This window comes from Acinetobacter sp. CY79 (assembly GCF_059515845.1).
The window spans coordinates 1-14,343 of the sequence record NZ_JCAKMY010000032.1 but is presented as its reverse complement, the minus strand read 5'-3'; the positions used below and the strand labels follow the sequence as shown (position 1 = coordinate 14,343).

The 14,343-nt window shown below is 40.8% G+C and carries 13 protein-coding genes; 11 read left to right on the top strand and 2 right to left on the bottom strand.

Annotated features, from left to right (window positions below; all coding sequences use genetic code 11):
* Positions 1-242 precede the first annotated feature (242 nt).
* Together AC5YCE_RS12795 and AC5YCE_RS12790 are read left to right on the top strand one after the other, a co-directional pair.
* Complete coding sequence (locus AC5YCE_RS12795) at positions 243-1,529, top strand: OprD family outer membrane porin (RefSeq protein ID WP_496172289.1); 1,287 nt, start codon at positions 243-245, stop codon at positions 1,527-1,529.
* A gap of 239 nt (positions 1,530-1,768) precedes the next feature.
* Positions 1,769-2,629, top strand: coding sequence for an alpha/beta fold hydrolase (locus AC5YCE_RS12790; protein WP_496126014.1), 861 nt, complete (start codon positions 1,769-1,771; stop codon positions 2,627-2,629).
* Positions 2,630-3,023: 394 nt separating this feature from the next.
* On the opposite strand, the gene hcaR is transcribed toward AC5YCE_RS12790, so the two are convergent.
* Positions 3,024-3,923 (bottom strand): DNA-binding transcriptional regulator HcaR, encoded by a 900-nt coding sequence (gene hcaR, locus AC5YCE_RS12785; RefSeq protein ID WP_496172304.1) that lies wholly within the window; start codon positions 3,921-3,923, stop codon positions 3,024-3,026.
* 280 nt (positions 3,924-4,203) lie between these two features.
* Between hcaR and hcaE the strand changes: the two genes are divergently transcribed.
* From hcaE to AC5YCE_RS12740, 9 genes are all read left to right on the top strand, one after another.
* Entirely contained in the window at positions 4,204-5,571 is a 1,368-nt protein-coding gene (gene hcaE / locus AC5YCE_RS12780) for a 3-phenylpropionate/cinnamic acid dioxygenase subunit alpha (protein ID WP_496126015.1), read from the top strand.
* Positions 5,568-6,086, top strand: coding sequence for a 3-phenylpropionate/cinnamic acid dioxygenase subunit beta (gene hcaF, locus AC5YCE_RS12775; RefSeq protein WP_496172288.1), 519 nt, complete (start codon positions 5,568-5,570; stop codon positions 6,084-6,086). Before hcaE ends, hcaF begins: the two co-directional genes overlap by 4 nt.
* Positions 6,086-6,412 carry a 3-phenylpropionate/cinnamic acid dioxygenase ferredoxin subunit gene (gene hcaC, locus AC5YCE_RS12770; protein ID WP_496126017.1) on the top strand — a complete coding sequence of 109 codons (327 nt, stop codon included), beginning with the start codon at positions 6,086-6,088 and terminating at the stop codon, positions 6,410-6,412. The genes hcaF and hcaC overlap by 1 nt, the downstream gene beginning before the upstream one ends.
* A gap of 2 nt (positions 6,413-6,414) precedes the next feature.
* Positions 6,415-7,230, top strand: coding sequence for a 3-phenylpropionate-dihydrodiol/cinnamic acid-dihydrodiol dehydrogenase (gene hcaB, locus AC5YCE_RS12765; protein WP_496126018.1), 816 nt, complete (start codon positions 6,415-6,417; stop codon positions 7,228-7,230).
* A 71-nt stretch (positions 7,231-7,301) separates the two neighbouring features.
* Complete coding sequence (locus AC5YCE_RS12760) at positions 7,302-8,267, top strand: 3-carboxyethylcatechol 2,3-dioxygenase (RefSeq protein ID WP_496172287.1); 966 nt, start codon at positions 7,302-7,304, stop codon at positions 8,265-8,267.
* A 4-nt stretch (positions 8,268-8,271) separates the two neighbouring features.
* Positions 8,272-9,513 carry a 3-phenylpropionate/cinnamic acid dioxygenase ferredoxin--NAD(+) reductase subunit gene (gene hcaD / locus AC5YCE_RS12755; RefSeq protein WP_496172286.1) on the top strand — a complete coding sequence of 414 codons (1,242 nt, stop codon included), beginning with the start codon at positions 8,272-8,274 and terminating at the stop codon, positions 9,511-9,513.
* 146 nt (positions 9,514-9,659) lie between these two features.
* Positions 9,660-10,556: a DMT family transporter gene (locus AC5YCE_RS12750; protein ID WP_496126021.1), complete on the top strand. Its 897-nt coding sequence runs from the start codon at positions 9,660-9,662 to the stop codon at positions 10,554-10,556.
* 514 nt (positions 10,557-11,070) lie between these two features.
* Positions 11,071-12,444, top strand: a complete 1,374-nt coding sequence (locus tag AC5YCE_RS12745; protein ID WP_496126022.1) for a diaminobutyrate--2-oxoglutarate transaminase — start codon at positions 11,071-11,073, stop codon at positions 12,442-12,444.
* A gap of 2 nt (positions 12,445-12,446) precedes the next feature.
* Complete coding sequence (locus AC5YCE_RS12740; protein ID WP_496126023.1) at positions 12,447-13,979, top strand: pyridoxal phosphate-dependent decarboxylase family protein; 1,533 nt, start codon at positions 12,447-12,449, stop codon at positions 13,977-13,979.
* Between the two features lie 150 nt (positions 13,980-14,129).
* Here AC5YCE_RS12740 and AC5YCE_RS12735 read toward each other — a convergent pair.
* The coding region (locus AC5YCE_RS12735) for a transposase (RefSeq protein ID WP_496171720.1) at positions 14,130-14,343 on the bottom strand (214 nt) is incomplete at its 5' end.

Sequence of the window (14,343 nt, the reverse complement as noted above, 5' to 3'; positions counted from 1 at the left end):
AAGATGATCTATATTTAATATTGATTTTTAAACTAGATAAGTTTTTGAAAATTAATAAATATTTTTAAGTTTCTAGATTTTCAAACCAAATAAAATAAGCCAAAAAAACAATTAATTAAAATCAGCTTTATTCATTGAATGATTTCTAAGTGGAATTTTTAAGACTGTGGTCTGATTTTTTTCGTTTCTTATTTTAAGCAATATGCAGACCTAAGTTAATTTTCCATATTAGGGATACAGCCATGCGTCGTCAAAACTTATGGATAGCAATGATTGCTACAACTGCAACACTAGGGACAGCTGCAACACATGCAGATTTTATTGATGACAGTAATGTGCAACTTAAATTTAAAAATTTCTATTTGGATCGTGAATACGATCATGAAGCAGGGCGAAGCGTTACTCCAGGTTATGGTAACTGGACGCAAGCTGTCACTTTAGATGCTAAGTCTGGCTATCATGATATTGGTGCAGGCATTCAGGTTGGTGCTGATATCCTTGCTCAATACGCAGTTAGTTTGAAAGCCAATGGCAATGATATACACATGCCATTTGATGCTGCTGAAGGTCAATCCGAGCGTGATAATGCTAAATTGGGAGCAACTTTAAAAGTTAAAGTGTCTGAGACAGAACTGAAAGTGGGTGATTTATTGCCGATGTCTCCAGTCATATTTTTTGACCCATCACGCCAGTTATTAACGACGTATAGTGGTGCATGGTTAGAATCTAAAGATATTAAAAATACAAAACTGACTTTGGCCTATATTGATGGCATTAATGCGCGTTATGATAATCAATATCAAAACTTAACTTTGTTCCCGCAGAATGACTTTGCTAAAGCAGAAGCCGCGAACAAGTCTACTGATGACGGTATGTATATTTTGGGTGTTGATCACCAGTTCACACCAAAAATCGGTGGTAGCTATTGGTATGCAGATGTTACCAATATCTATCAACAACATTATGTTGCTGCAAACTTCAAAACGAATTTAACTGAAAAAACAAAGTTAGATACGCATGTTCGTTACTTTGATAACAGTGAATCAGGTGACAAACTTTATGGGAACATTGATAGCCAAGCGGTATCAGCTGGTGCAAAAATGAACCATGGTATGCATACTGTTCAACTCGGTTACCAAGAAATGTTTGGTGATCATGGTAGTGAAGCCACGATGTTCCCAACATTGGGTGGTTGGGTGCCACAACCTTACTTAGACAACTGGTCAGTAGCGAGTTTCATTCGTAAAGATGAGCGTTCTTGGAGTTTGGGCTATACCTATAATCTTAAAGATGCTGGAATTTCAGGTTTAACCGCAACTGTGCGTCATTTCCGTGGCGATAATATTGATATGGGTGTGGGTCAACCTGAAGGTAAAGAAAATGAAAACAACGTGATTATTAATTATGTTGTGCCTGAAGGTAAGTTGAAAGGCTTAGGCTTCAACTATATGTTCATTGATACGAACTATAGCTTTGGCAATGACCTGCAAGAACATCGTATTGCAACGACCTATAGCTATAAATTCTAGTGGTTAAATTAGGGTGAACCTTAGGTTCACCCTAATTGCTATTCTTTTAAATTAAAAAACTATATTAAACAATAGTTTAAATTATTGTTTTAAAGTTGTTTGCTATCGTAATAATGTATCAGTTTGATTGGGCTGAACAGTTAATATAAGCGTGTAAAAGATCATTTTTGATGAGTCAACTTGTCGTTGAATTCTGTAAATGAGATGGATGCGTAAGCAAAAGACTTAAGAGGACTATTATGAGCACTGTTCAAATCCCTGAATACACAACCGATCCGTTCTTTGGCTTAGAAGACAAATGGATTGAAACAGCAGAAGGCGAGTTGACGCATTACCATGAAATTGGTGAAGGTACGCCAATCTTATTTTTACATGGTTCAGGTACGGGTGTATCTGCAGCTGCGAACTGGTGGTTAAACCTTCCGCAAATTGGTGAGCAAGCACGTTGTATCGCGATTGATACGATTGGTTATGGCCAAACAGTTGTCGCTCCGAATACTGCATATGGTATCCGTGCTTGGGTTGATCACGCGGTACGTACCTTAGATGCTTTGGGTATCGAGAAGACTTGGTTGGTGGGTAACTCTTTAGGTGGTTGGTTAGCTTTCCAAATGGCGATTGATTATCCAGAACGTATTTTGGGTATCGTGTCTATGGGTACAGGCGGTGCAGTACAAACTGCTGCGCTTAAAGCGCATGCAAACCCAGTGTTGACTGTTGAAGGGGTTAAAAAGACACTTTCTATGTTTGTGGTCAACAAAGACTTGATTACAGATGAACTTGTGAAAGTTCGTTATGAATCAGCTGCAAATGACTACGCATCAAATCGTTTGATGGATGTTGTTGGTGCACGTGACCGTGACCGTTTTGAATTCCCACTCGACTTTGAAAAAATGAAAGACATTACCGTACCTGTATTGTTGATTCACGGTACTCAAGATGTGGTGATTCCAGTGTCGCGTACTTGGGATATCTTAAATGTTGTACCCAATGCTGATGCTCACATTTTTAGTCAATGTGGTCACTGGTCTCAAGTTGAAAAAGCTGACGAATTTAACACAGTGATTAAAAACTACCTTGCTGTACATGGCGTAAAATAATACGGTGATAATGTAAAAAAAAGGATGGTTTACCCATCCTTTTTTTTAACCTTTAAGAATCAAGTAGGTGAGTTATTGATAATCAGTATTGTTTGTAGGGTTGTATGTAATCACTGAATAAAATATAGGTATGTTTATAAATGATTTTACAAGAAAAAAAAGCCTAAAATTGCATTAGACTTAAGTTGTATGACGGGGATTTGTTGAGCAAATTTGAGTATTTTTCCAATTAAATTACTCTGAATAAAGTGCTATTTCGTGATAGTTTTTACTCAAAAATAATTAGACTAAAGTCTAAGGATAAATTCAGAAATATCACCTATAAATTTGAGAAATACATCGCCATCGTATCTACTAGTCATAGCGATGTATGAAAATTAATCTAAAAATGAGCTTAAACGCGGTTGATATCTAAATAAAATACGCCGCTGAGCAAGTCCATAAATTTGTGTACACCTATTGAATCTGAGTTTTTTCTATAGCTTGCATAGAGATCGATAGAGGGTAATTCGACATCAAGCGGGCGAATAACCGTATTGCTCATGGTGAGTGGAGCAATATAGCCGGGCAGTAATGTACAGCCTAGATTCATGCCAATTGAGTTAATGTTAAATAGGATGTTATCTGCAGTTTGGACGATATTTAAGCGGATATCATGCTTTTTGGCGAAATCTAATATGGTTCTATTTAAGGTTTTAGATTGCAATTCAGAAGGGATAATAAAGTCGATACCATCCAGCTCTTTGACTGGAATGCGTTCATATTTTGCCAAAGGGTGATCTTTGGGTAGTAAGAAGATCAGGGGTTCACGTAGCACAAATTGGCTCTCAATTTCATCACTAAACAGACTTTGACGCGTAAAAGCGATATCTATCTCACCTTTTTGGAGCAATTTCGACTGTTCTGAGTTATTTAAGCTGAGTAATTCAATTTTTAAATCTTCATTTTGAACGCGTAAATTTGGCAGGACATAAGGAAAGATTTTCATTTCTACCACAGGAACAAAGCCAATGCGGAGGAGTTGTTGTTTCGCTTTGGCAACTTGACGCGCCATAGCGACAGCTTTATCTGCTTGAGCAAGGGTTAAACGTGCTTGCTCTAAAAAGATATGACCTTCTTCAGTGAGTTCTACCTTTCGTTTTGTACGATAAAGCAATGGAACACCAATCTCAGTTTCCAAATCTTTAATTTGCTGGCTGAGCGAGGGCTGTGCTGTGTAGAGACGAAGTGCAGCTTTGGTGAAGTTAAGTTCTTCAGCAACTGCAATGAAGTAACGAAGATGACGTAGTTCCATATAACCTTCCAAAGATTGATTCATACAAAGTCTTAATATGATCCGCGTGCAGTATAGTTCAGAATCAATTCATCAGAGAAGAGTGGGCTCTATGCCTTTGTAATTAAGGGTGGGTGATTAAAAGTGGATTTATCACCTATTTTAAAACCTATTGATTAATTGCTAAAAGATATTGATTCAAACAAAAAAAATATTTCCCCAAAACGCCATCAAAATCCATCATCGTCGACAAGTTGAGTCTATTGAATTTGTGTCTTATCCAGTCACAGGAGAGCATTTCATGAGTGGAAAAATTGATGTGCGCGAAATCGACGCTTTAGTCGATGCACAAAATGGACGTATCACGCCATCTATTTATACAGATCCTGATATCTATGAATTAGAACTTGAGCGTGTTTTTGGTCGTACTTGGTTGTTTTTATGCCATGAAAGCCAAATTCCTAAGGCTGGTGACTTCTTCAATACCTACATGGGCGAAGATCCAATTATCGTTGTTCGTCAAAAAGATGGTTCGATCAAAGGTTTACTCAACCAATGTCGTCACCGTTCTATGCGTGTAAGTTTTGCAGACTGTGGTAATACACGTGCGTTTACTTGCCCATACCACGGTTGGTCTTACGGTACAGACGGCTCACTTAAAGATATTCCATTAGAAGATCGTGCATTCCCACAAGGTGCATGTAAAGAAGAGTGGAGCTTAATCGAAGTTAACCGCGTTAAATCGTATAAAGGTTTAATCTTTGGTTGCTGGGATGAGACTACACCTGATCTAGAAGAATACATGGGTGATATCGCTTGGTACTTAGACGGCGTATTAGATCGTCGTCCAGGTGGTACTGAGATCATCGGTGGTGTTCATAAGTGGGAAATCGAATGTAACTGGAAATTTGCAGCTGAACAGTTTGCATCTGACCAATACCACGCATTGTTCTCTCATGCATCTGCGATCCAAGTATTGGGCGCAAAACCAGATGACGACTCTACGAAGAAATTAGGTGCTGCACAAACTGCACGTCCAGTATGGGAAACTGCAAAAGACGCAATCCAATACGGCGCGCGTGGTCACGGTTCAGGCTTCTTCTTCACAGAAAAACCAGATGCAAACGTATGGGTTGATGGCGAAGTTGCAAACTACTTCCGCGAAACTTACGAAGAAGCGAAAGAGCGTCTTGGTGAAATCCGTGCGTTACGTCTTGCAGGTCACAACACCATGTTCCCAACATTGTCTTGGTTGAACGGTACAGCAACACTTCGCGTATGGCATCCACGTGGTCCAAACAAAACTGAAGTATGGGCATTCTGTATTGCCGATGCTGAAGCGTCTCAAGAAGTGAAAGAAGCGTTTGAACGTTCTGCAACGCGCGCATTTGGTCCTGCTGGTTTCCTAGAGCAAGATGACTCTGAGAACTGGGTAGAGATTCAAAAAGTTCTACGTGGTTATAAAGCACGTAAAAACCCACTCATTATGGAAATGGGTATGGGTCAAGAAAAAGTTCGTGAAGATGGCATTCCTGGTATCACAAACTATATCTTCTCTGAAACAGCAGCGCGTGGTTTATACCGTCGCTGGGCTGACTTACTCATCCATGAAAAATGGGAAGATGTAGAAAAAGCGGCTGACGAATACGAAAAGGAGATGATGAAATGAGCCAAATTAGTTTAGAACTTCATCATCAAATTAGCCAATTTATGTACCGTGAAGCAAAAATGCTTGACGATTGGCAGTTCCGTCCTTGGTTAGATGTACTTGCAGAAGATATTTCTTATACGCTACGTACCACACCAAATGTACAAACGCGTGACCGTCGTCGTAATCTTGAATTACCGACAACTTGGGTGTTTAACGACAACAAAGATTTGTTAGAACGCCGTGTTGCACGTTTAGAAACAGGTATGGCGTGGGCTGAAGAGCCTCCATCACGTACTACTCACATGGTGTCAAACATCATCGTTGAAGCAACTGAAGTTGAAGGCGAATACGATGTGCATTTGACGTATTTGTTGTATCGCACACAGAAAGAGAAAGATGTCACAATCTACTGTGGTAAGCGCCATGACAAAGTACGTAAAGTTGATACAGAGCAAGGCTTTGAAATCTTCCAACGTCAAATTATTTTAGACCAAGTGACTTACAGTTCACATAACCTGAGCGTGTTCTTCTAATGAATAAAATTTTTGTATGTCAAGTTGATGACTTAGATGAAGGCGAAGCATTGAAAGTAGATTGTGGCGTGAATGGTATTGAAGCGCTTGCAGTGTTCAACAATGGTGGTGAATTTTTCGCTATGAACGACCGTTGTTCACATGGTAATGCATCCATGTCAGAAGGCTACTTGGAAGATGATGGTACAGTTGAATGTCCATTACACTCAGCACGTTTCTGCTTGAAAACAGGTGAAGCACTTTGCTTACCTGCAACTGATCCAATCCAAACTTTCCCAGTGATTGTTGAAGATGGTCAGTTATTCGTAGAAATGGCGGGAGAGTAAGCATGGGCTGGCTACAAGGCGAAGTTGCACTCATCACTGGCGGTGGTTCGGGTTTAGGTTGGGCTTTGGTTGAGCGTTTTTTAGAAGAAGGTGCACAGGTTGCGGTTCTTCAACGTTCACAAGATAAAGTTGATGCTTTAAATGAACATTTTGGTGGTCGTGTATTGGCTATCGCTGGTGATGTAGCTTGCTATGCAGACAACGTCCGTGCTGTTCAAGCGACTGTTGAACGTTTTGGTAAGTTAGATTGTTTTATCGGTAATGCAGGGATCTGGGATCACTATGCAGATATCGTGAGCATGTCTGGCGAACAACTTGAAAAAGCATTTGATGAGATCATGGGCATTAACACCAAGGCATTTATCTTGGGTGCTAAGGCTGCGTTAGATGAGTTGGTTAAATCTGAAGGTTCAATCATCTTCACATTGTCTAACTCAGCGCTTTATTCTTCTGGTGGTGGTCCAATTTATACTGCATCTAAACATGCAGGCGTGGGCATCATGAAAGAGTTGGCATATGAACTTGCACCCAAAGTGCGTGTCAATGCTGTTGCGCCATCTGCAATGAATGTGAACATCAAAGGTGCTGCGTCATTGGGTCAAGATAAACTGGGTCTTTTAGATGCACGTGATCCTGAGAAAATTGCGCGTGGAATGCCACTCGACTTTTTACCTGAACCTGAAGATATGACAGGTTCATACGTGTTATTGGCATCTCGTGCCAATAACCGTCCACTGACAGGTGTTTTAATTAATGCTGAATGTGGTTTAGGTATTCGTGGTTTACGTCAGCCTCGCGCAGGATACTTTGACCAATAAAAAATTTAGTCTAACTCAAATAGACTGATCGGCAGCCTGTTCTAGGCTGCCTTCCTTTTAAGGAGTCTCTCATGGCCGTTAAACTCATTTGTGCATCGCACAGTCCGTTAATGGAATTTGCTTCACCTCAAGATCAATCTCAAGAGCAAAAAGTGCGTAGCGCTTTTGAACATTTATCTGCTGAAGTAAAAGCTTACGACCCAACCCTCATCATTACTTTCGGTCCAGACCATTTTAATGGTTTCTTCTACGATCTTATGCCAAGTTTTTGCGTGGGTATCCGTGCAACAGCGGCAGGTGATTGGGACTATGGTAAAGAAAATAACAACATCGATGTACCTGAAGAAACTGCACTTTCTTTAGTTCGTCGTGTGTTAGATGAAGGGGTTGATGTTGCATACTCTTATCGTATGCAAGCCGATCATGGTGTGACTCAACCCTTACATTTCTTATGTGATGGCAAGCTTGATCGTTATCCAACGATTCCCATCTTTATTAATGGTGCTGCAGCACCCATGCCAACCACCAAGCGTACCATTGCTTTAGGTCGTGCTGTAGGTCAGTTCATCAAGTCTTTAAACCTTGAAAATGAGCGTGTCCTTGTATTGGGTACAGGGGGGCTTTCTCATGATCCACCGACACCACAAATGGGTTCAGTGCCACCTGAAGTGGAAGAATTCTTGATTGCAGGTCGTAATCCGACTGAGGAAGCACGTAACGCACGTCAAGCGAAAATCATTGCAGTCGGTCAAAAGCTCGCTGCAGGTGATACGTCGGTTGCTGTACCACTGAGTCCTGAGTGGGATATCGCATTGCTTGAGACATTCAAAAATGCTGATTTTGCAGCCATGGAAGCCATGACTGAAGCAGAAATTCGTCGTGATGGTGGTCGTGGTGGTCAAGAAGTGCGTTCATGGATGGCGGCCTTTGCTGCACTGAGCGAAATAGGTGAATACGAAATGACAACGCACTGCTATGAAGATATCAGTGAGTGGATTGCGGGCTTTGGCATCGTCTCTGCAGAGTTAAAAGGTTAATAACATGAACAATGTAAACAACATCGTGATCGTTGGTGCGGGCCAAGCAGGTGCGAGCGCAATTTTAGAACTTCGTGGCAATAAATACGAAGGTAAAATTACATTGATTGGTGATGAAACGCATCTTCCTTATGAGCGTCCACCATTATCAAAAGATGTGATTCTAAAACCTTCCGACACCAAAATCGAAATTTTATCGGAACAGAAATTAGCTGATCTAGGTGTAGAAACCATTCGTGGAAATGGCGTTGCGAAAATCAATGCAGAAGCGAAAACTGTTGAACTTCTTAACGGCGATGTTGTTGCATACGACAAATTATTAATTGCAACGGGTGGTGCAGCACGTCGTTTACCCAACTTTGATGCTTTGGGTAAACACGTTTATACACTACGCAACCTTGAAGATTCACAAGCGTTGGTTCCTGTACTTCAAGCGGGTCAACGAATCATCCTCATCGGTGGTGGGGTAATTGGTCTTGAGCTTGCATCATCTGCACGTTTCAAAGACTGTATCGTGACTGTCATTGAAATGGGTCCAATGGTAATGGGTCGTTCATCTCCACGCATCTTGAGCGAATTCTTGCTTGAACAGCAAAAGTTAGCAGGAGTTGATGTTCGTCTTTCTACCTCTATTGCAGATTGTCGCCTTGAACAAAATCAGGACGGCGAAGAAATTGTCATCACTTTAGCGGATGGTGAAGAACTCCGTGCTGATGCCGTGGTTTATGGCATCGGTATTGTGCCGAATGCACAATTGGCTGTAGACGCTGGTTTAGATGTTGATTTTGCGATCAAAGTGAACGAAAACTGCCAAACGTCTAATGCGGATATTTATGCAGCGGGTGATGTAGCCACTCAACTTCGTGACTGTGGTAACCATCGCCGTGTTGAAACGTGGGAAAATGCAAACTTACAAGCAGGCATCTTCGCACGTCACGTGATGGGTGTAGAACATCCAGCTGTAAACCCAGCTTGGTTCTGGACAGATCAGTTTGATATTAATTATCAGTTTGTTGGCGATATGGCAGCAAGCGATTGGCAAGTTCGAGGTGAGATCAAGCCTGAACTTCGTGCAGAGTCATCTTTTGTATTGTTTGGTATCACTAACGGTATTATCGTGGGTGGGATCACTGTGAATGCGGCCAAAGAAATGCGTCATCTTAAAAAGTTGATTAGCAAGCAAGCGCCTTTTGAAGCAGATAAATATTTAGATTTAACGCAAGATTTACGTAAAATTGTGAAATAATCTGATTAAGTAATAACGGAACAGACCTCAGGCAACTCAGGTCTGTTTTTGTATTTACAATATTTAATTTCAAATACTAATATTTAAATTTATTAAAGATCAACCGCTTTGAATCAGGCTAATTGCCCTAAGTAACAGAGAACGCTATGAATTCATCTTCCTTACCCGTGACCGCAAGTATTTATGCGTTATTGGTGTTGATTTGGGCAGCAACACCTTTGGCAATCGTCTGGAGTGTGGCTGAAATCCATCCGATGTGGGTGCTGATCATTCGTTACTTTGGTGCATCGATCATTGCTTTATTTTTACTCAAAATCATGCGCGATCCTTTGCCATTTGATCAAACGTCAATGAAAAGCTATTTGGCGGGAAGTTTAAACCTGATTGGTGCGCAACTGTTTATTTATCTAGCAGCAAACTATTTAACCTCAGGATTGATGGCGCTCATTTTCGGGTTTTCACCTTTGATCGCTGGCTTGATCGGTCATGTGATTTTAAAAACACACAAGCTCACCTTAATACAATGGACTGGCATGGCTGTCGCTGTGCTTGGACTGAGTTTCGTGTTTGCTGAATCTGCAGATGCTAAAGTGAATCCGTGGGGGATTGTACTCATGCTGATTAGTATGATTTCTTATATCAGCTCGATTTTTTGGGTGAAACAAATTAATGCACCTTTAAGTCCAATGTCTCAAGCCACAGGGTCTTTAATTTTATCTGCGCTTGGTTCATTGTTGATCATTCCGTTTATTTGGCAACATATTCCAACAGCATTGCCAAGTACCCAAGCGATGATGGGTTTCTTGTTTACCATGATCATGTCTTCGATTGTTGCGATGCTCTGCTATTTCTGGCTAATCCGCCGTTTAGCGGCTTCAACAGTATCTTTGAGTAATGTGATGACACCTGTGATTGCTTTAGTGCTTGGTGCTACCTTAAATAATGAAGTGATTCATGGAATTGCATTTATCGGTGTTGCAGTGGTGATGATGGGACTCATGATGTATTTTAATCAAGAATTGCGTAAATTAATCAAGGGCTGATTTTATTACCTGATATTTAAATATCGCTTTTGATCACTGTTGATGATTGTTTAAGTGCCCAAAACAATCAGATCTCACATACAAAAAATAAAATGTATGAGAGGTTTAACAGTAAGCCTGTAAGAATGATGGATTAATTACAAAAAGTAGCGTTCAAGCCAATGTATTTTTTTTAATATTGCTTCATGCTGTATCCGTAGTATTTAGTTGTTTTTCTGCAAATATTTGCGTGAATTTTGACATAACAAAATGCGCTGATAAATTGAAAATAAGCTAATTATTCACAGTAAAGAACGAATAGTGTACAAGTTTCCATTTTGTCACATTATTATTTTAGAATAAGGGCGTGAAAACGATAGAAAGCTGTTTATTTTATTTCAAAATTCGTTATCATCCGCCCTCTGGTTATGATGAATAAACTATCGTCTAATTGGAATCTATAAAGCACCGAGTCAAAGGACCGCAAGTCACCCGACTTATTTCTTTCAACCCATATCAGAGATGGTAATTCGATATGAGCGTTTCTTCTGTAAATCCTGCCCCTAATTCTACTAACGAATACTATTTAACTCGCCAAAGTCAAATGGAATCGAATGTTCGTAGCTATCCACGTAAATTACCGTTGGCAATAGCAAAAGCTTTAGGATGCTGGGTTACTGATGTTGAAGGTACAGAGTACCTCGATTGTTTAGCTGGGGCAGGAACATTGGCTTTAGGCCATAATCATCCTGCGGTCATTCAAAGTATCCAAGATACACTTGCTAGCGGTTTACCGTTGCATACTTTGGATTTAACGACGCCTTTAAAAGATGCTTTCACTGAAGCTTTACTTGAGCAATTACCGGGTGGTAAGGCTGAGTATTGTCTACAGTTCTGTGGTCCGTCTGGTGCAGATGGTACAGAAGCAGCAATTAAATTAGCAAAAACGTACACTGGTCGTAGCACTGTAATCAGCTTCTCTGGCGGTTACCACGGTATGACGCATGGTGCTTTGGCAATGACAGGTAATTTGTCTGCTAAAAATGCTGTGAATGGCTTAATGCCAGGTGTTCAATTTATGCCGTATCCGCATGAATACCGTTGCCCATTGGGTCTTGGTGGTGAAGCGGGTGTAGATGCACTCACTTATTTCTTCGAAAACTTCATTGAAGACGTTGAAAGCGGTGTAACTAAACCAGCAGCTGTTATTCTTGAAGCAATTCAAGGTGAAGGTGGTGTGGTCACAGCACCTGTAAAATGGTTGAAAAAAATCCGTGAAGTGACCGAAAAGCACAACATTGTGTTGATTCTTGATGAAGTTCAAGCAGGCTTTGCACGTTCAGGTAAAATGTTTGCCTTTGAACATGCAGGTATCGAACCTGATGTAGTCGTCATGTCTAAAGCAGTCGGTGGTAGTTTACCGCTTGCCGTTCTTGGTATTAAACGTAAGTTTGATGCTTGGCAACCAGCGGGTCACACGGGTACTTTCCGTGGTAACCAATTGGCGATGGGAACGGGTCTTGCAACGATCAAAACGATTAAAGAGCAAAACTTAGCTCAAAATGCGTCTGATCGTGGTGACTTCTTACAAGCTGAATTGAAGAAATTAGCTGTAGAATTCCCTTGTATCGGTAACGTACGTGGCCGTGGTTTGATGATTGGTGTTGAAATTGTCGATGAACGTCAAGCGGCAGATCACATGGGTTCATTACCAGGTGATGGTCAATTGGCAGCAGCAATCCAAGCAGCATGTTTTGATAACAAATTATTGTTAGAAAAAGGTGGTCGTAACGGTACAGTGATTCGTTTACTTTGCCCATTGATCATCAATCATGATGAATGTGTTGAAGTGATTGCACGCTTCAAGAAAGCACTTGCTGAAGCACTTGTTGCAACTCGAGGCGCATAAGAATGGTTGATTTTGCAGAACATCGTAAAGCGTTATTCTGTAATGATGCAGAGTCCATTGCTGATTATCAGTCAGCAATGGATTCAGCTGTAAAAGCTGTATCTGCATGGTTGCAAAATGACAAAATGTACACGGGCGGTAGTATCAAAGAGCTTCGCTCTGCAATCGCATTCAACCCTTCTAAAGAAGGTTTAGGTGTACAGAAATCTCTGGATCGTATGGTTGAGCTTTTCTTAAATAAAAGCTTAAAAGTACATCATCCGCATTCTTTGGCGCATTTGCATTGCCCAACCATGGTAACAAGCCAAATCGCTGAAGTGTTGATTAACGCAACGAACCAATCAATGGACTCATGGGATCAAAGCCCTGCAGGTTCTTTGATGGAAGTTCAGCTCATCGATTGGCTTCGTCAAAAAGTAGGTTATGGTGCAGGTCAAGCAGGTGTGTTCACCTCTGGTGGTACGCAGTCTAACTTGATGGGTGTACTCCTTGCGCGTGATGCTTGCATCGCAAAAAACTGGAAAGACGAAAACGGTAATCCGTGGTCTGTACAGCGTGATGGCGTGCCAAGCGACGCAATGCGTAATGTGAAAGTCATCTGTTCTGAAAATGCACATTTCTCTGTGCAAAAGAACATGGCCATGATGGGTATGGGCTTCCAATCAGTCGTGACTGTTCCTGTGAATGACAATGCGCAGATGGATGTTGATGCACTTGAAAAAACCATGGTACACCTTCAAGCGGAAGGTAAGATTGTGGCATGTGTGGTTGCTACTGCAGGTACAACCGATGCAGGTGCCATTGATCCATTGAAAGAAGTTCGTGAAATCACCAACAAATATGGTGCGTGGATGCATATTGATGCGGCATGGGGTGGTGCACTCATTCTTTCGAATGACTATCGTTCTATGCTTGATGGTATTGAGTTATCTGATTCAATCACACTCGATTTCCATAAGCATTATTTCCAAACGATTTCATGTGGCGCGTTCTTGCTGAAAGATGAAGCAAACTATCGTTTCATGCACTACGAAGCGGAGTACTTAAACTCTGCTTATGATGAAGAACACGGTGTGCCTAACCTAGTCTCTAAATCACTTCAAACAACGCGTCGTTTTGATGCGTTGAAATTGTGGATGACAGTTGAAGCATTGGGTGAGGAACTTTACGGTTCTATGATCGATCACGGTGTGGGTTTAACACGTGATGTTGCAGCCTATATCGATGCAACTGACGGTTTAGAAATGTTGGTAGATCCGCAATTTGCTTCAGTATTGTTCCGTGTGATTCCTGAAGGTTATCCAACAGAATTACTCGATACATTGAACCAAAACGTAGCAGATGAATTATTTGCACGTGGTGAAGCGAATATTGGTGTCACTAAAGTCGGTCAAGTTCAATCATTGAAAATGACGACTTTAAGCCCAGTGGCAACTTTAGAGAACGTGAAAAATTTGCTTGCACTTGTGCTTGCAGAAGCTGATCGTATCAAAGGTCCAATCGCTGATGGTACTTATACGCCTGCAATTGATTAAACAATTGTCTGTGTTTGAAAAGGAGATCATTTGATCTCCTTTTTTTGTGTTTGAAATGAGGTGGTTAAATTGTTTTTTCTTAAGAAAACTTAGTAAGTTTGATAGCAGTATGGACTATCCAAGTTGATATAGCCAAATATGAAACATAAGCTACATCATCTTAAATACGATATCCAGAGCTTCCTGAATGGTTTTATTGTTCTGAGCAATGATGTGCCTGACTTTACTTTTTAAGACAGACCATGCTTTTTCAATAGGATTGAGGTCGGGACTATACGCAGGTAGATAAACGATTCTTGTCTTATATTTTGCTGCTAAATCATCAATCGCTTGACCTTTATGAATTGAGGCATTATCGAGAATC